18 protein-coding genes are annotated in these 17,095 nt (G+C 67.6%); 5 read left to right on the forward strand and 13 right to left on the reverse strand.

Going from position 1 to position 17,095, the window contains the following annotated elements; translation table 11 throughout:
• Positions 1-31 precede the first annotated feature (31 nt).
• The 3 genes from ACFW3F_RS16490 (at position 32) to ACFW3F_RS16500 (ending at position 2,907) form a co-directional block, all read left to right on the forward strand.
• Complete coding sequence (locus tag ACFW3F_RS16490) at positions 32-616, forward strand: methylated-DNA--[protein]-cysteine S-methyltransferase (protein WP_388059173.1); 585 nt, start codon at positions 32-34, stop codon at positions 614-616.
• A gap of 61 nt (positions 617-677) precedes the next feature.
• On the forward strand, positions 678-1,928 hold the full coding sequence (locus tag ACFW3F_RS16495) for a DNA recombination protein RmuC (protein ID WP_388059175.1): 1,251 nt from the start codon (positions 678-680) through the stop codon (positions 1,926-1,928).
• A gap of 4 nt (positions 1,929-1,932) precedes the next feature.
• Positions 1,933-2,907 carry a DUF6542 domain-containing protein gene (locus tag ACFW3F_RS16500; protein WP_388059177.1) on the forward strand — a complete coding sequence of 325 codons (975 nt, stop codon included), beginning with the start codon at positions 1,933-1,935 and terminating at the stop codon, positions 2,905-2,907.
• 4 nt (positions 2,908-2,911) lie between these two features.
• On the opposite strand, the gene ACFW3F_RS16505 is transcribed toward ACFW3F_RS16500, so the two are convergent.
• The 7 genes from ACFW3F_RS16505 to ACFW3F_RS16535 all read right to left on the reverse strand — a co-directional run bounded on the left by ACFW3F_RS16505 (position 2,912) and on the right by ACFW3F_RS16535 (position 8,987).
• Positions 2,912-3,520, reverse strand: coding sequence for a nucleosidase (locus ACFW3F_RS16505; protein ID WP_388059179.1), 609 nt, complete (start codon positions 3,518-3,520; stop codon positions 2,912-2,914).
• A complete protein-coding gene (locus tag ACFW3F_RS16510) occupies positions 3,517-4,314 on the reverse strand; it encodes a fructosamine kinase family protein (protein ID WP_388059181.1) in 798 nt (265 codons plus the stop codon). The genes ACFW3F_RS16505 and ACFW3F_RS16510 overlap by 4 nt, the downstream gene beginning before the upstream one ends.
• A complete protein-coding gene (locus ACFW3F_RS16515) occupies positions 4,311-5,234 on the reverse strand; it encodes an SDR family oxidoreductase (RefSeq protein ID WP_388059183.1) in 924 nt (307 codons plus the stop codon). Before ACFW3F_RS16515 ends, ACFW3F_RS16510 begins: the two co-directional genes overlap by 4 nt.
• 103 nt (positions 5,235-5,337) lie before the next feature.
• A complete protein-coding gene (locus ACFW3F_RS16520) occupies positions 5,338-6,360 on the reverse strand; it encodes an N-acetylmuramoyl-L-alanine amidase (protein WP_388059185.1) in 1,023 nt (340 codons plus the stop codon).
• A gap of 198 nt (positions 6,361-6,558) precedes the next feature.
• Positions 6,559-7,617 carry a CobW family GTP-binding protein gene (locus ACFW3F_RS16525; protein ID WP_388059187.1) on the reverse strand — a complete coding sequence of 353 codons (1,059 nt, stop codon included), beginning with the start codon at positions 7,615-7,617 and terminating at the stop codon, positions 6,559-6,561.
• Positions 7,614-8,459, reverse strand: coding sequence for a rhodanese-related sulfurtransferase (locus ACFW3F_RS16530; protein ID WP_388059189.1), 846 nt, complete (start codon positions 8,457-8,459; stop codon positions 7,614-7,616). The genes ACFW3F_RS16525 and ACFW3F_RS16530 overlap by 4 nt, the downstream gene beginning before the upstream one ends.
• 321 nt (positions 8,460-8,780) lie before the next feature.
• On the reverse strand, positions 8,781-8,987 hold the full coding sequence (locus tag ACFW3F_RS16535) for a hypothetical protein (RefSeq protein WP_388059191.1): 207 nt from the start codon (positions 8,985-8,987) through the stop codon (positions 8,781-8,783).
• Positions 8,988-9,548: 561 nt separating this feature from the next.
• On the opposite strand from ACFW3F_RS16535, the gene ACFW3F_RS16540 reads away from it, so the two are divergent.
• Together ACFW3F_RS16540 and ACFW3F_RS16545 are read left to right on the forward strand one after the other, a co-directional pair.
• Positions 9,549-9,893 carry an Lsr2 family protein gene (locus ACFW3F_RS16540; protein WP_388059229.1) on the forward strand — a complete coding sequence of 115 codons (345 nt, stop codon included), beginning with the start codon at positions 9,549-9,551 and terminating at the stop codon, positions 9,891-9,893.
• Between the two features lie 87 nt (positions 9,894-9,980).
• A complete protein-coding gene (locus ACFW3F_RS16545) occupies positions 9,981-11,027 on the forward strand; it encodes a PHP domain-containing protein (RefSeq protein ID WP_388059193.1) in 1,047 nt (348 codons plus the stop codon).
• A 43-nt stretch (positions 11,028-11,070) separates the two neighbouring features.
• Here the strand turns inward: ACFW3F_RS16545 and ACFW3F_RS16550 are convergent, their stop codons facing one another.
• From ACFW3F_RS16550 to ACFW3F_RS16575, 6 genes are all read right to left on the reverse strand, one after another.
• Complete coding sequence (locus ACFW3F_RS16550) at positions 11,071-12,165, reverse strand: LLM class flavin-dependent oxidoreductase (RefSeq protein WP_388059195.1); 1,095 nt, start codon at positions 12,163-12,165, stop codon at positions 11,071-11,073.
• 53 nt (positions 12,166-12,218) lie between these two features.
• The gene (locus ACFW3F_RS16555) at positions 12,219-13,292 is read right to left on the reverse strand and encodes an ABC transporter substrate-binding protein (protein WP_388059197.1); all 1,074 of its coding nucleotides are present in this window, start codon (positions 13,290-13,292) and stop codon (positions 12,219-12,221) included.
• A gap of 58 nt (positions 13,293-13,350) precedes the next feature.
• Positions 13,351-14,139, reverse strand: coding sequence for an ABC transporter ATP-binding protein (locus tag ACFW3F_RS16560; RefSeq protein WP_388059199.1), 789 nt, complete (start codon positions 14,137-14,139; stop codon positions 13,351-13,353).
• 40 nt (positions 14,140-14,179) lie between these two features.
• Positions 14,180-15,031 carry an ABC transporter permease gene (locus ACFW3F_RS16565; RefSeq protein WP_388059201.1) on the reverse strand — a complete coding sequence of 284 codons (852 nt, stop codon included), beginning with the start codon at positions 15,029-15,031 and terminating at the stop codon, positions 14,180-14,182.
• Between the two features lie 99 nt (positions 15,032-15,130).
• The gene (locus tag ACFW3F_RS16570; RefSeq protein WP_388059203.1) at positions 15,131-15,730 is read right to left on the reverse strand and encodes a DUF1707 domain-containing protein; all 600 of its coding nucleotides are present in this window, start codon (positions 15,728-15,730) and stop codon (positions 15,131-15,133) included.
• A gap of 67 nt (positions 15,731-15,797) precedes the next feature.
• Positions 15,798-17,045 (reverse strand): serine hydrolase domain-containing protein, encoded by a 1,248-nt coding sequence (locus tag ACFW3F_RS16575; RefSeq protein WP_388059205.1) that lies wholly within the window; start codon positions 17,043-17,045, stop codon positions 15,798-15,800.
• Positions 17,046-17,095: the final 50 nt, after the last annotated feature.

Here is a 17,095-nt window from a genome sequence, read left to right on the forward strand (position 1 = left end):
GATCCCAGCCCTCCCGATCACAAGGAGCGACATGTCCGCACCGACCACCATCCCTGACCCGAACACCCTCGAAACAAGCGGTCCCACAACGACAGTGGGCGAGTTCGCCACCGTCGCGACGCCCAACGGTCCGTTCACCGTCGTCGCCGACGCCGACCATCGTGTCCTGGCCTCCGGGTGGACCGACGACCCCGCCTATCTCATCGCACTCGTGCACCGCGATCTGCGGCCGGAGTCACTTCAGCCGTCGACCGGGCTGGGCCCCATCACCGACGCGGTGTCGGCCTATTACGACGGCGACCTCGCCGCGCCGTCGCGGATCGCCGTCGTGCAACGCTCCGGCGGAGCTTTTCTCGGCCCGGCCTGGGATGCCCTGCGTGAGGTCGAGGCCGGACACCCGGTCACGTATACCCGTTTCGCCGAGCTGGCAGGCCAGCCCGCCGCGGTCCGGGCCGCTGCAGCGGCGTGCGCTCGCAACGCGGCCGCCCTCTTCGTGCCGTGCCACCGGGTGAAGCGCAGCGACGGCACACTCGGTGGCTTCCGATACGGACTGCCGACGAAGCAGTGGCTGCTCGACTTCGAGGCGGGCGCCCGACCCCAGGCCGACGGGACCTGATCGCTCGACGCCGGCGGTCGCGCGGACGGACTTGTCGGAGGTGTCCGACACCATCGACGACATGACTGCTGCTGCGCTCTCGCTCGTCGTCGGCCTCGTCCTCGGGATCGCGCTGGGCTGGTGGGCGCACGCCGCCCGCAGCGCCGCGACCGTGGCGGCCGCCCGCGCCGAGGTGGAGATGCTGCGCGCCGGCCGGGAGGACGTTGCGTCCTCGCTGTCGTGGGCCACGGAGGACGCGGCCCGGCGGCAGTCGTCGGCGATCGGCAGTTCGGTCGCCCACATCGTCGAGCCGCTACGCGCCAACCTGGCGCAGCTCGCCGACGAACTGCGCCGGGTCGAGAACAACCGGATCGGCGCCTACGCGGGCCTGACCGAACAGGTGCGCGGCATCCACTCGGCATCGATCGCGCTGAACGACCAGACCCGGCAGCTGGCCAACGCGCTGCACAGTCCGCACGCACGCGGCCGGTGGGGTGAGGTCCAGCTCGAGCGGGTGGTCGAGCTCGCAGGCATGACCAAGCACTGTGACTTCAGCACGCAGGTGTCGGTCACGGACACGTCCGCCGCCAACGGTTCGGGGAGCCGCGGTGGCACCACACTGCGTCCGGATCTCGTCGTCCACCTCGCCGGTGGCCGCGACATCATCGTCGACGCCAAGGTGCCACTCGACGCCTACCTGCGAGCGGCCGAGGCCACCGACACATCCGCACGCGACAAACTCATCGGCGAGCATGCCCGCGCGTTGCGCGCGCACATCGCCCGGCTGTCCGCGAAGTCCTATTGGTCGGCTTTCGACAACACGCCGGAGATGGTGGTGCTGTTCCTACCCGGTGACGTCGTGCTGGAGGCCGCCGCGCGTACCGATCCGGATCTGCTCGAGTTCGGCTTCGCCCGCAACGTGGTCATCGCCACCCCGACCACGCTCATCGCCCTGTTGCGTACCGTCGCGCTCGGTTGGCGCCACGATGCGATGGCCCGCGACGCCGCGGTGATCCACGACCTCGGTCTGCAGCTCCACCAACGCCTCGCCGGGGTCCTCGGTCACCTCGGCACGCTCGGCACCTCGCTGCAGCGCACGGTCGACGCCTACAACTCGACGATCGGTTCGGTGGACAGCCGCCTCGGCGTCACCGCGCGCCGACTGGCCGAACTCGACGCCCTCGGCGACGTCCCCGACGCCCCGCGGCCCCCGGTGATCCACGACACCTGCCGCGCTGCGGGCTCGGCGGTCACACCTGGGACGACGCCGGAGCCGGCCCCGACGCCCCGGCCCGGGGGTGGAACGAATTCCGTCGACGAACCGGTACCGTGACCATGTGTCTTCCCCGCAACGTCTCCAAACCGCGGTACCGCTGGACCAGCAGTCGGTACTGCCCGCGGTCCGCGGCGTGCCGTGGTGGGGCGCCGTCCTCCTGGGAACCGGGATCACGGGCCTCGGCGCGGCGATCGATGCCGGCAGCAACGAGTCGCTCGGATCGATCTTCAAGTTCTGCTACCTCGTCGGCTGTGTGATCGCTGCGCTGGCCGTGCGTCGCCGTGCGCTGTTCACCGCCGCCGCGCAGCCCCCGCTCATCGCCTTCTTCGTCAGCATCGTCACCCTGTACGGCCTCAATTCCGAGCAGGCGTCGTCGGGGCTGAAGAGTCTCATCTTCAACGTCCTGCTGCCCATCGCCGCCGACTTCCCCTGGATGTTGACGACGTTCCTGGTCACGCTCGCGCTCGTGCTCGCCCGGTGGTTCCTGACCCGCGATGCCGCCGAGTCCGCGAAACGCCGGACCCCCGACCGCGACAAGGCCGACCGGGAGTCGACCAACAGAGCCACCACCGGCAGCGGGACCGACCGCCCGCGCGCTCGCGCGACATCGCATCGCCGAGCCAAGGGCGCCGCGGGCGCCGGCGCTCCCGGATCGAACACCGATGCACCGTCGGCATCGCGCGCCGAGAAGCCCCGACCGACCGAGCAGGCCCAGTCGTCGGCTCCGCCGGCGGCGAAGTCTGCCGCTACGAGGACCCCGGCCCCGAAGACGCCGCCCAAGGCGCAGGCAGCGGAATCGGGATCGCGGCGCAAGCCCCGTGCCGGCGTCCCCTCGGACCGGCCGTCTCCGACCCCGCGCTCGGCGAGTGCTCCTCGCACTGCTTCGGGCGCGACGCGGCCGACGGTGGCAGATCTCGGCGCTCCGGACCTCACCCCGTCGGACGCCTCGCCCGCCGCACCACGACGTTCGGACATCCCGGCCTACGAGTCGGCGACCGACATCCCCCCGGCCGGAGTCGCCGACACCCGGTCCTGAGGTCTCACCGCTCGACGTTGAGCTCCAGCCACCGTCCCAGCCGACGCGCCGCGGCGTCGACGAGCCCGGGCCAGTCCATCGCGCCTTCGTCGGCATTGTCGGTGACCGCCTTGACCAGGCGGCAGGGTACGCCGAACTCGGCACCCACATGGGCGACCGCGCACCCCTCCATGTCGACGAGGTGAGCGTGTTCGGCGAGCTCCCGCCGACGAACCGGATCGGCGACGAAGGTGTCGCCGGATGCCAGGACGGTTCCGTCGCCGTCGGGCAGTGCCCATCGATCGGTCATCTCATAACCCATCGCCCGCAGCTCGGTGCTGCTGATGTCGTGCTCGAGCACCTCCGACGGCAGGAACAGACCCAGGTCGGCATCGCCGGTCACACCGTCGCGCAGGGCACCCGCCGTACCGATGTTGATCACTTCCGACACCGGTGCGCCGCGGGCGAGTTCCCGGCTCAGCGCCATCGTCGCCCGCACCTTGCCGATGCCGGTCACGAGCACCCGTGTTCCGGGTGGCACATGTCTGGCCTCGGCCCGCGTCGCCGAGACGACGAGCACACTGTTGCGGGGCATGCCGTTAGGAGTCACGCCGACGATTATGGGGTGCGTCATCCCCGCGCGAGCGCTGAGGATGCCCGTGCTGCCCGGCCCAGCGACGAACCGTATCCGGGACCATGGCCGGCGGCGTGCACGGCCAGCGGATGCAATTGGTGGACGTCGACGCGGTCCTGCCACCCGGGCACGAGCGGGTGGACGTCCCGGTAACCGGCGAGAATCGAGTCGAGGTGCGGACACCCGAACAGCGCCATCATCGCGAGATCGGTCTCCCGGTGACCGCCGTGCGCGGCCGGGTCGATCATCACGACACCCCGCGGAGTCCACATGACGTTGCCGTTCCAGAGATCGCCGTGGATGCGTGCCGGTCCGTCGTCGTCGTCGAACACGCCGTCGGCGATCAGGGCGCACGCGTCGCGGACCGCGTCCTCGTCGGCGGTGGTGAGGTTTCCGGCCTCGCGGGCCGGGACCAGATACGGTTCCACCCGCTCACGCGCGTAGAACTCGCCCCACGACCGGTATTCGACAGAACTCAGCTCCCGCCTACCGATGAAGAGCTGACCTCGAAATGGCGTTCCTCCCGAATCGGCAGGCGGAGAACCGAACTGTGGGGCGCCGGCGTCGTGCATCCCCGCCAGAGCAACCCCGAAATCCCTTGCCGCCGCGGGCGCGGGGCGGCCGCGCTCGAGGCGTTCCAGCTCGATGGAGTCTGAGTTCACCGAGATCACCTGCACGACAGGCGCTCCCGACTCCGAGAGCCAGCGCAGGCCGGCGGCCTCGGCCGCGAAGAAATCAGGGTGGCCGCCCGGCGGACCACTCTCCCGCAGAGTCTTGGCGAAGCCTGGGCTCACCGGGGAGAGTGCTCGTCGGCAGCTCGTGCCTCGAGGCCCTTGCCGCTCACCCGCGCGAGCCGGTCGAAACGATCGTTGGCCACGCGCATGGCGATCTCGTAGGGCAGCGCGAACTTTCGTGCCCACCAGTAGCCGAAGCGGATGTCGAACGAGGTGTAGACCAGAAAGCGGTTCTTGCGGATTCCCTTCAGGATCGCCGCCGCTGCGACGTCCGGCGACACCGCGACCTTGTGGAAACCGTTGATGGCGGCCTTGACCCGGGGGTTCTCACGATCGATACCGACGATCTCGACGGAGTCCACCAGTGGCGTGTCGACCCCGCCGGGACACACCAGGGACACCCCGATACCGTGGCGCCGCAGATCGAATCGCAGCACTTCGGACACCCCGCGCAGACCGAATTTGCTGGCGCTGTAGGCGGCGTGCCACGGCAGGGCCAACAACCCCGCGGCCGACGACACGTTGACGAGGTGACCGCCACGGCCCCGCCGGATCATCTGCGGCACGAAACACTCGATGACGTGGATCGGTCCCATCAGGTTGACGTCGACCAGTTTTCGCCAGTGGCGGTGTTCCAGGTTCTCCACCGTCCCCCACGCCGAGATCCCCGCGATGTTCATCACCACATCCATGACCCCGACCTCGGCGTCGACCTGCCTGGCGAAACCGGCCACCCAGTCGTAATCCGAGACGTCGCCCGCAACGTGGTAGAGGACCGTTCCATCCGCCGCGGTGATGGCCGCGACGACCTCGTCGAGCTGGTCGGCATGCAGGTCGGTGAGCACGAGTTCGGCGCCCCGGGCGGCGGCGGCCTGGGCGGTCGCCCTGCCGATTCCGCTCGCCGCACCCGTGACGAGGACCTTGCGGCCGCGCAGCGACGGCACCGGGGTGTCCATGAACAGCAGCTCTTTGAGACCCATGACGCGAGGTTAGCCGTCCGCCGCCGCGGACCTCAGCCGATCGGCGGATCGGCAGGTCGGACCACTTTTCGCGGACCCACTCCCCCGGCGCACCCTCGCGGACTCAACCGATCGGCAGTTTCCCGTCGAAGAGTCCGTAGACGATGGTCAGCATCGCCTTGAGCACCTGCGCGGACACGTCTTGACCCTGGGTCATCAGGAGCCGGGCGACGGCTTCGGGGTCCTCGGTGGCGAGGAGTTGTTCGACGAACGGGATGACCGAGGACAGTCCGCTCGCGTCGTCGGTCGGCGTCGACGGCGCCGGGCCGGCTCCGGTGGCGGCATCCCCGTTGACGTAGTTCAGGATGCCGTCGGTGATGGCCATGGCGTACTTGACCTGGCCGTCACGCCCGGCGAGCGCTTTCGCCTCACCCGGGTTGGCGAGGTTGCCCATCTCGATGAACAGCGCTGGGACCTTCGTCAGGTTCACCGCGGCGATGTCGGCGCGGGTCTGGATTCCATCGCGGACGCCGGCGTAGTTCGCCGACGGGAACCCGGCCTTGACGAAGGCGTCACGCATCGTCGTCGAGGCCTTGCGTCCCTCGCCGGACTGCACTCGATCCACCGTGGCGTCCGGAACCGGCAGCGACGGCACGATCATGTGGAAGCCCTTCTTGGACTCGTCGGCTCCCCGCGCGGTCGAGTCGGCATGCAAGCTGACCGCGACGGCTGCCCCGGACCGGCTGGCCGCGGCGGCGCGTTCGTCGACGCATCCGCCCCACCCGGTGTCGTCCGGACGGCTCAACACCACGCGCGCCCCCTGGCTCTCCAGACCCGCCTTGACGAGTTGGCCGATCTGCCAGTTCACCGTGTGCTCCTTGGCGCCGTTGACGCCGGTCGCACCGCTGGTCTGGCAGTCTTTCTTGCCACCGCGCCCATCGGGCACCTGCGCCCTCAGGTCGTGACCGTCAGCCGAGGCCTGATGGCCCGGGTCGAGAAAGACCGTCTTGCCCGCCAGCGCCGTCCCACGGGCGGGGGCCGCCTCGGCGGGTGGTGCAAGGAGGTTCGACGCGACCACCGTCGACGTGGCGGCCACCATCGCGAACACGATCGTGGTCAGGCGTTGTGTTGTCGTCTTTCGGAACATTGCTCTGTCGAGGCCGTGACGCGCGCGGTTGCGCCGATCACTTGCCTCACTCCCTCCCGTTGAGTACCACTGGTCACACTGGTCACAGACTTAACAGTGAAACAAACGAACGCGGGAATCCGAAATGCTCGTCCTGGGACAACGGGATTTCGTTAGGGAGATGTGACTTCCGAACCGGCGTGTCCGGCGCGTCGCGGATCAGTCGGCCAGGTGCCGCAAGACCCTGAGGATGCCGTTCTCGTCCGCTGCGTCTTCCGGTCGAGCAATGGCGGCCTCGAGTTCGGCGCGCACGGCCGTCTCGTCGAGTCCACGCCCGATCGCGACCAGTTCGGTCGTCGGACGCCGGTCACCCCAGGGCTCGCGCTGGACGCGGACGAATCCGCCCACGCCGTGTACGACGAACCGCTGACGATGCCGCGGCACATCGAAATGAACAACTCCTTTGATCCGGAAGCAGCCACTGGGAGGGCGCTCGAGGAATCGCGCGAGGCGCCGCGGATCCATCGGCTCGTCGCTGGAGAACGACACCGACTCGTACCGGGCATGCAGATGTTCGTGGTGAGCGTGACCGGCGTCCTCCAGCAGCAACTCGTCGAGGGCCAGCTGACCGGAGCGAACCTGCTGCACATCGCGTCGCGGGAGATCGAACAGCAGCGCCGGATCGATCGCGGCGTTGCGCGTCGCAACTCGTGGTGCGGTTGTGTTCAGTTGTGCGACAAGCTCTTCGACGGACCGCCGGGACTCGTCTGCGATCAGGTCGACCTTGTTGACGAGCACGAGGTCGGCAATGGCAACGTGCGTGTCCAGCTCCGGATGCGTGCGGCGTACCTCATCGACGTGTGCGGCGTCGACGACGTACACCAGCCCGCCGTAACGGAGCCGCGCATCGGCGACCGACGTCACCATGCGAATGAGCGATTTGGGTTCGGCGATCCCGCTCGCCTCGATGACTATGGCATCGATCCCAGCACTGGGGCGCACGAGCGAGGTCAGCGCGTCGGCAAGACCGTCGGCGTCGACGGTGCAGCACATGCACCCGTTCCCGAGGCTCACCGTGCCGTCGGCCTGCGCCGAGACCAGCAGTGCATCGATGTTCACCTTGCCGAAGTCATTGACCAGGACTCCCAGGCGAGTGCCGGTGATCCCGGCAGACCGCAGCAGGTGGTTGAGCAACGTCGTCTTCCCCGAACCGAGGTAACCGGCCACCACGACGACGGGGACCGGACCACGACGCTCGGAGGTGCGCGCGTCGCTCATCCCAGGCACGCGGGACAGATCACGGCCAGATCGCGTCCGTCTCGATCGGGATGATTGGCGACGTTGCTCGTCGGGCGACCGCATTCGACGCACCGGCCGATCACGTCCGCGTGGTCGGAGAACTCCACGCCCATGCGGTCGTCGAAGACGTACAGCGAGCCCTGCCAGAGCCCGTCGTCGCCATAGCGCTCGCCATAACGGACGATGCCGCCGTCGAGTTGATAGACCTCGGAGAAACCGCGGTGCCGCATGACCGTGCTGAGCACCTCGCAACGGACCCCACCCGTGCAGTAGGTGACGATCGGCCGGTCCTTGAGGTGGTCGAACGCCCCGCTCTCGATCAGCGGCACGAAGTCCCGGGTGGTGCGTGCCTTCGTCGTGACAGCGCCGGCAAATCGCCCGACCTGCGCCTCGATCTCGTTGCGCCCGTCGAAGAAGACCACGTCGTCGCCGCGCGCGTCCACGAGCTCGTGCACCTGTTCCGGGCTCAGTCGCGTCCCCGTGCCGACCACCCCGTTCTCGTCGACCTCGATCTCGTCGGGGACCCCGAAGGTCACGATCTCGGGACGGACGCGAACGCTCAGCCTCGGGAAGTCCCCGCCGGCGCCCTCGGACCACTTGATGTCCGCTCCGGCGAACCCGGGGTACGCGCGGGTCGTCCTGACGTAGCGTTTGACCGCGGCGATGTCACCGCCGACGGTGCTGTTGATCCCGTGGCGTGACACGATGATCCTGCCCCGGACCCCGAGCGACTCGCAGACCGCCAGTTGCCACAACCGGATGGCCTCGGGATCGGGCAGCGGTACGAAGACGTAGAACAAGACGATCTTGGGGGTCGGCACAGTGCAAGGGTACGGAAATCATCGAACCCTCCCCGAATCCACATCGCGGTCCCGTGAGCGCCCATTCTTGCGCGTGATCTGCGCAACTGCGGCAATCGGGACGCTGTCCGTTTCGGTCGCGCTCGCCGGGTGCTCATTGCCGACCGAGTCGGGTCCGTCTCGAATCGTCATTCCTCCGACCGACGAGTTGTCGACGGTCACCGAGACCGAGTCCTCGTCGACGACTTCGACAACCGGAGAGGACTCGGCACAGAATTTGCCCGATTGGACAATCGGCCGAGTGGTCGCGATGGCACCACGCGTCGACAATGCGCGTTTCCATCAGGGATCGGTGACCGAGGAATCACCACTGCAGGACTCGTCCGGTTTCCATTTCTCCACACCGGACCGGGCGGTGAATTGCTCGACCGGCACCAACGGCTCGGCGACCCTCGCCTGCCGCATCGATGCGGAGGCCGACGACGACTCGCCGGCACGGCGCCCCTCGTCAGTCGAGGGAGCCTGCGACTGGGGCGGGAATCTCGCCATCCTCGGACCCGACGGGCCACAGCGCGGTGCGTGTACCAATCGATATCCGGTTCTCTATCGCAGTTCAATTGTCGACTTCGGCCGCACTATTTCGATATCGCGCTTTTCTTGCCTCGTTGAGACCGTGGGGATGTTTTGTCTCGAATCACGATCCAAGTCCGGATTCGCAATCACCCCAAACGGCTACCAAACGATCTATGCAGCAGATCGAGCGCCCGAATCTTTGGTGAAGGTGTCACCCGAGGAATCGGACGAATCGTCCCGGCGGACGGCCGGGGCAGACCCGACGACCGGGACCACACCGCCTCCGAACCGGACAACCACTCCGCGTACCCCTTCGTCGAGGACCAGCACAGAGCCGACTCGTTAACAATCTGTCGTGTCTCGACTTCCCTAATGCTTTTCTATGATTTATGGTCTAGGCGGGGGTTCTCAGCAAGTACTCATGGTTTGAGTCTAAGCTGTGCACAGTTGGAATAGATCAAAACGGGGTGGGGCGGGTTTTCAACCTTGCGCGTCCGTCTTGGTCGGATGACACAATTTCGAGGGGACAAGCATTTCATGGCGAAAAAGGAAATCGTTCAGGTCATCGACGATCTCGACGGCAAGGTACTGGATCAGTACGAAACCGTTCGATGGTCGCTCGACGGAAAGAACTACGAGTTCGACACTTCGTCGAAGCATGCGCAGCAATTCCGCGATTCGCTGTCGAAGTACCTCGACATCTCTCGTCAGACCGGCCGCGTGACCAAGCGCGCGGCAACGGCCTCGACCGCGACCGGGGGAGGTCGCAACAAAGAGACCACCAAGGCAATCCGTGAATGGGCCATCCGCGAAGGCTACGAACTGAGCGATCGCGGTCGTATCCCGCAGAGCATCATCGAGGCCTTCGAAGCCGCACACTGACCGGTCAGACCTGACCGTCATCGACACGAGACCTACTGCCCGGCCGCACATCGCGCCGGGCAGTAGGCGTTGGAAGAGCGGTTCACGATGAGGCCCTTGACCCCGCTGTCGGCTCCGGTGGACCCGGTCGGCGCACTCGAACGCATTTCGTGGCTGCTCGAGCGGCGGCGGGAGAGCTCCTACCGCGTCGAGGCGTTCCGCCGCGCCGGACAGGCCGCAGCCCAGCTCGAACCGTCTGAGTTGCGTGCGCGTGCGATGGCCGGCACCTTGACCGCGATCAAGGGCATCGGCAAGACCACCGCGGGGGTCATCGCCGAGGCCGCCGCCGGCGACCTACCGGGCTACCTCGCGCGGCTCCAGAGCGAGGACCCGCCCATCTCCCCCGACGGCGCCGACGACCTCGTCGCCGCCGTGGTAGGTGACCTGCACACCCACACCGAATGGAGCGACGGCGGGGCCCCGATCGCCGAGATGGCTGCCGCCGCGGAGGCATCGGGCCACGACTGGCTCGCAATCACCGATCACTCGCCGCGCCTCACAGTCGCGAACGGACTCAGCGCGGACCGTCTCGCCTCGCAGATCGAGGCCATAGATGCCTGGAATTCCCGTCACACCAGTCGGTTTCGACTCTTCCGTGGGATCGAGATCGACATCCTCGACGACGGCGCGCTCGACCAGACCGACGAGATGATCTCCCGGCTCGACGTCGTGACCGCGTCGGTGCATTCCAATCTGCGGATGGCGCACGATCCCATGACCGCCCGCTTGGTCGCCGCCGTCTCGGACCCGCGCGTGCACGTCCTCGGTCACTGCACGGGGCGTCGAGTGCTCAGCGGCCGGGGCCACCGCCCGCCCTCGACGTTCGACGCCGAGGCAGTGTTCACGGCGTGCGCGGCCAATGGCACCGTCGTGGAGATCAACTCGCGACCGGAACGAGTAGACCCTCCCGACGAGTTGATCGCGATCGCCCTCGACGCGGGCTGCCTGTTCGCGATCGACTCCGACGCACACGCGCCGGGACAACTCGACTTCAAGATCCTCGGCGCCCAGCGGGCCGTCGCACACGGCATCGATCCCGACCGGATCGTCACGACGTGGCCGTCGGACCGGCTGTCGGAGTGGCTCGCCCGGTGAGCCGCGCGATCAGCCAGAACAGAACAGGTCAGCCCGGAACAGGTCAGCTCAGGGCGCCGACCCGATCCCGGATCACCGGCAGCACGCCTTCGGCGAACCAGTGCGCCTCTTCGATGTGCGGGTAGCCCGACAGGATGAAGTGCGAGAACCCCTCGGACTCGTACTCACCGATCAGCCCGGCGACCTCGTCGTAGCTGCCGACGAGTGCCGTCCCGGCTCCCCCACGGATGAGACCCACACCCGCCCACAGGCCGGGATGGATCTCGAGCGCGTCGCGACGGCCGCCATGAAGTTCGGCCATCCGACGCTGGCCGGTCGAGTCCGAGCCTGAGTGCAGGGCGAATGCCGTCGCGATCTCCTCGTCGGAGATCCCCTGCAACAGGGCGTCGGCGACCCGCCACGCCTCCTCCGAGGTCTCACGCGCGATGACGTGAAGTCGCACTCCGTATTCCAGTGACCGCCCGGCCGCGGCCGCACGGCGCGCCACCTCGGCGATCTTCTCCCCGGCCACCGTGGGCGGTTCGCCCCACGTGAGATAGACCTCGGCCCGCGAGGCGGCAACGGTCAGCGCCGGATCCGACGAGCCGCCGAAGAAGATCTGCGGCTTGACGACCGGCGGGTCCGGCAGGAACGCCCCCGCGATCCGGTAGAACTCACCGTCGAAATCGACTGTCTCACCGGCCCACAGACTTTCGACGATCTGCACGAACTCGTCGGTGCGCGCATACCGGCGGTCGTGGTCGACCCAGTCACCGAACCGTCGTTGCTCGACCTCGTCGCCGCCGGTCACGATGTTGACCGCGACCCGCCCGCCCGAGAAACGCTGCAGCGTCGCGGTCTGCTGCGCCGCGAGGGTCGGTGAGATCAGGCCGGGACGGAACGCCACGAGGAACTTGAGGTGCTCGGTGTGCGTGATCGCGGCGGCGGTGGTGAGCCACGCATCCTCACACCAGGTTCCGGTCGGGGTCAGCACACTCTCGTATCCGAGCCGGTCGGCGGTACGGGCAACGTCGATCAGGTACGGCAGGTCCGGCGCGCGATAACCCGGGGGATGTCGTTTCGTCGCCGATGCGTGCGAGGCGCCGACGATTCCGCGGCTGTCTCCGGCGGTCGGTAGAAACCAGTGGAAATGACTCATGGGCGTGCGTGTTCCCTTCCTGTGGTGGACGGGCCGGGGCGACAGGCCCGGGTCTAGGACTGGGGTGTGCCGAACAGCGGTGCCAGGGACTCGTCGTAGCGGTTGTCCACGAACGTCCCGAAGTCGACCTTCCCCTGCAGCTGTCCGGAATCGGCGAAGGCATCGGCGAGTTCCTGCTCGGACGCCACGACGCTGTCGTCGAGTGCGATGGCGGGGCGCAGGCTCCGACCCTGCGCTATCTTGCCTGCCCGCGGGTCGATGCCGACCTCGGCCGAGTATTGCTCGGCCCACGCGTCGGGGTTGGCCTTGGCCCAGTTCGCGGCGCGCGCAATTCCGAGCGCGAGTTCGCGCACCGCGGTGTTTCGACGCGGATCGGCCAGCGCTTCGTCTCCCGCGATGCCGAAGCCGAAGCCGTTGGAGACCCCCTCGGCCGTGACCAGCGTCTTCGGGTTGTTCTCGAGTTGGACGATCGCGGTGTACGGGTCCCAGATCGCCCAAGCGTCGACGTTGCCGGACGTGAACGCCGACAACGCATCCGCGGGCTGCAGGAACACCGGCTCGACGTCCTTGCCGGGCCCCAGGGTGAGGTTCACCTTGTTCAGCTGCAGCAGCAGATGCCCGTGTGCCGAGCTGCCCTTGGCGACGGCGACCTTCTTGCCCTTGAGGTCGGCGACGGAGCCCAGGGTCGAGTTGCCCGGGATCAGGATCGCATCACCGCTTGCGTTGTTCGCATAGCCGGTGACGATCTTGACCTTCGCGTTCGCTGCGGCGCCGAAGATCGGCGGCGTGTTCCCGGTGACGGCGAAGTCGATCTTGCCCGCGGTCGCGGCTTCGATCTGCGGCGGGCCGGAGGTGAAGGTGGAGAACTCGATGGTGAACGGGAGCTTCTCGAGTTCGCCGGAGGCGCGCAGCAGGGCTTCGGTGCCGCCCTTCTGGTCTCCGACACGGAGCGTCAGGTCTTGTAGCGAGGCGACGTCGACGGTCTCGTTCGCGATCGATCCGGCGTTGTCCTCCCGCTGCACGCAGCCCGCGAGACCCAGGGTCAGGGCGGCGGTGGCCAGGACTGCGGCCAGCACACGTCGCCGACGAGGGCGGGGTGCGCGCACGGAGAGATGGTCGTTGGTCATCGAGGTGCTTTCGGGTTTCAGGGAGTGGAACTCGGGTGGTCGGGTGCGCGTCACCGGGTCAGCGCGCGGAATCGGCGACGCCGAGTGCGGTCAGCAATTCGGCTCGCAGGCGCGGGATCTCGGAGTCGGGATCGTCGAGGTCACCGGTCTGGCGCGGACGTGGCACGGCGAGGTCCTCGACGATGTGGCCACCGGCCAGGACGACGACGCGGTCGGCGAGCCGCAACGCCTCGTCGACGTCGTGGGTGACGAGCAGCGCGCCGAACCCGTTGTCACGCCACAGGGAGATGAGCAGCTCGTGCATCGTGCGCCGGGTGAGTGCGTCGAGCGCGCCGAACGGCTCGTCGAGCAGCAGGAGCTGCGGACGCGCGACGAGTGCACGCGCGAGCGAGACCCGTTGTGCCTGACCACCCGAGAGCTGCGCGGGCCAGGCGCCTGTCTTGTCGCTGAGGCCGACCTCGTCGAGAGTGTGGCGAGCCCGTTCCCGGGCCTGCGACTTACCGACCTTCTCGCGCACGAGGCCGAAGGCGACGTTCTGCAACACGGTGCGCCACGGGAACAGTCGTGGTTCCTGGAAGGACACCGCCGGGTGGCCCGCGGTACGGACGCTGCCCGACTCGGTGGACGCCAGACCGGCCAGCAAACGAAGGAGGGTCGACTTGCCGCTGCCGCTGCGTCCGATGAGCGCGACGATCTCGTGTGCACCGACTCGCAGCGTGACGTCGCGCAGCACGGGATTGTCGCCGTAACTCAGGCTCGCGTGCTCGACCTCCGCGGCGTACGTGGCAGTGCCGGCACGCTTCTCGGCGAGCGGGACCTCGAGATCTCGGGTGGCGATGGCGGTCATGGTCGGGCCTCCTCTACTCGGGGTGTTCGGGATGGGAGCGTCACCTGTTCTGATATCTCGTCGTGTAACGCTCGAGCGCACGCACGATGGCGTCGGTGATCAATCCCAATGCGGCGTAGACGATCAGGCCGAAGAAGATGATGTCGGTGCGCAAGAAGTCGCGCGCGTTGTTGATCAGGTACCCCAGACCGGACGTCGCCGCGATCTGCTCGGCCACGATCAGGCTCAGCCACGCGATGGCCAGGGCCTGCCGTAGGCCGACCAGTATCTGCGGCATCGCGCCGGGGATGATGAGATCCCTGATCGTGGTCAGACGCGAGAAACCCAGGACGCGAGCAGTTTCCACGAGCCGACCGTCGATCTGGCGAATCGCGGCCGAGGTGTTGAGGTAGAGCGGGAACAGCGCACCGAGGGACACGAGCAGGACCTTGGGCATCTCACCGATACCGAACCACAGGATGAACAGCGGGATCAGCCCGAACAGCGGCAGGGCGCGTATCGCTTGCATGTTGGGGTCGATGGCCGAGTCGGCGAACTTGCTCAGTCCCACCAGCAGGCCGAGTCCGATGCCGACCGCGACGCCGATCGTCAATCCGATCGCGACTCGTTGCGCCGACGCCGCGATGGCATCGACGAGCTGACCGTTGCTCAGGACCTCCCACCCGGCCTCGGCGATCAACGACGGTGCGGGCAGCTTGTCCTGCGGGATGAAGCCCAGCGCGCTGCCCACCTGCCACAGCACGAGGACGGCGACGGGCGACAATGCGCGCAGGATCGTGTGCAACCGGGACGACCTACCCGACTTCGCAGCGGTCGACGAGGGGTCGGTCGACCCCGGCTCCACTGTCTGCGGGTCGCCGGGCGCGCTGATACTGAGTGTTCGGTCGGCCACGTGCGGCAACGTTACGAATCGGGAAACAGTCGCGACACCATTGAGTTCAGCCTGAGCACAAGTAGGCCACGGGCCCACTGTTCGCGTACCGACGAGCGGTCAGCCCCGTTTGATCACGATCCCGGTCATCCCCGACGCCGATCCGGTCAGCTCGATCACCGGTCCGCCCGGACGCGTCGGTGCACCGGCCTTGTCCTTCACCTTCGACCATCCGGAGAGTTGCAGGTCGCCGTAGCGGATCTCGTGATCGGGGCCGATCCGAAGCTTCACCGTGGTGACGGACACCTGGAGTTGCAGCGTCGTCGACGGGCCGGGAAAGGTCGCGTGCGTGAAGTCCAGGTCGACGGTGCCCATGCTGCCGGTGACCAGGGTCGACGGCGGGACCTGCCAGGTGCCCTTGCGGCGGACCGTGTCCCATTCGGCCTCGAGGTGCAGTGGCGCGGCCTGCGGCACGGCGACGGCCGGCATCGTGGCGACGGATGGAGTCGGCTCGTTGAACAAGCGGCCGGCGTTCGGGAGGTGTTCCAGGACGGCCCGCAGGTCGGCCCGGGTCTTGGCGGCGTACACCAGCCCGGATCGCTCCTCGAACTCCGCGATCTCCAGGTACCCGGACGAGAAGGCATCGTTGAGCAGGGTGACGGCACGTTCGCGTTCCGGGTTTCCGACCCGAAGATCGTCGTCGGGGAGGCGGTCGACCATGCCTGCCACCCTATTGCACCGCGTCGCGACGACGCTCACTGCACGAGGAGGCGGGGACTGCGACCGATCAATTCCGCGGGATCGGTGGGGCCGCGTCAGGTGCCATCAGTGCGCCGATCTGGGCGAAGATCGGGTTTCCGCCGTTGTCGTACGAGCCGTCGGGACCGAACGCCTCGGGATCGTAGGTCACCGACACCGCGATGGAGACCTTCTCCGACGGCAGATAGCCCGCGACCGCCGAGTACCCGTTGAACAGCGGATTCTGCACGATCCAATCGCCGGTGAGGACCACACCCATGCCGTAGGTGTATCGATCGCTCATCGCCATGCACGTCGCGCAGCCGGCCAGCGGGCGCGCCACGCCACGCGTACCGGTGGAGACCATCGTGTCGTAGGACTCCGATGACAACGTCTCCCCCGCGAACAGTTTCCGTGCCGTCGCCTCGACGTCGTAGATGTTGGACGTCTGGATGGCGCCGTGGGTGATGCTCCACGACGGGTTCCAGCCGGTTGTCTCCTCGTAGAAGGGCGTCGTCGGTGGGAGGTTCAGAATCCCGCGGCGTTCGGAGGAGTAGGCGTGCAGGGCCGGTTCGGGGATCACCGCGGTCAGATCAGACACCGTGTTGTCGAGGTCGAGCGGCTCGGAGATCCGCTGCCGGAGGAGATCAGCGACCGATTCACCGGTGATCTTCTCCAGGGCGAGACCGAGAATCACATAGTTGGTGTGCGCGTAGTTCCAGTTCGTGCCCGGCTCGTAGAGCAACGGCTTGTCCACGGCGTAGGACAGCATCTCCTCAGTGGTCCACGCCTTGAACGGGTTCGTCAGTTCCTCGGTCTCGAACGCATCGTTCCCGAGTACGAAGTCCTGGTACCCCGACGTCATCGTCGCCAGTTGCCGAAGGGTGACCTTGTCGCTGTTGGGGATCTGGGGAACCCACTTCGCGATGATGTCGTCGAGAGCGACGGTCTTCTCGTCGACGAGTTGCAAGAGCACCGCCGCCACGTAGGCGATGGCGACCGAACCGTTGCGGAAGTGCATGTCCGGGGTTGCGGGAACACCGGTCTGCGACTCGCCGAACGCCTTGGTGATCACCTCTTGACCGTCGTCGGTGACGCGGACGATCGCCGCCTTCAGATGTTTGGACTCCATCAGCCCTTGGACGATGCGCTCGATCTGGGCCGCCTGCTGCGGATTCGACGAGGCGACCGACGAAGCGACCGACGAGGACGCGGACTCGGTTCCGCCGCCGGTTCCGCACGCCGCGAGCGCGATCACGAGGACCGCGACAACCAGCATCGACCAGCGCTTATGCATCCCTGGATTGTTCCACGAGTACAGAACGCCTGTCGGCGACTTCGCTGATT

Origin of the sequence: Gordonia sp. NPDC058843, from assembly GCF_042743165.1 — a bacterium.
Taxonomy (GTDB): domain Bacteria; phylum Actinomycetota; class Actinomycetes; order Mycobacteriales; family Mycobacteriaceae; genus Gordonia.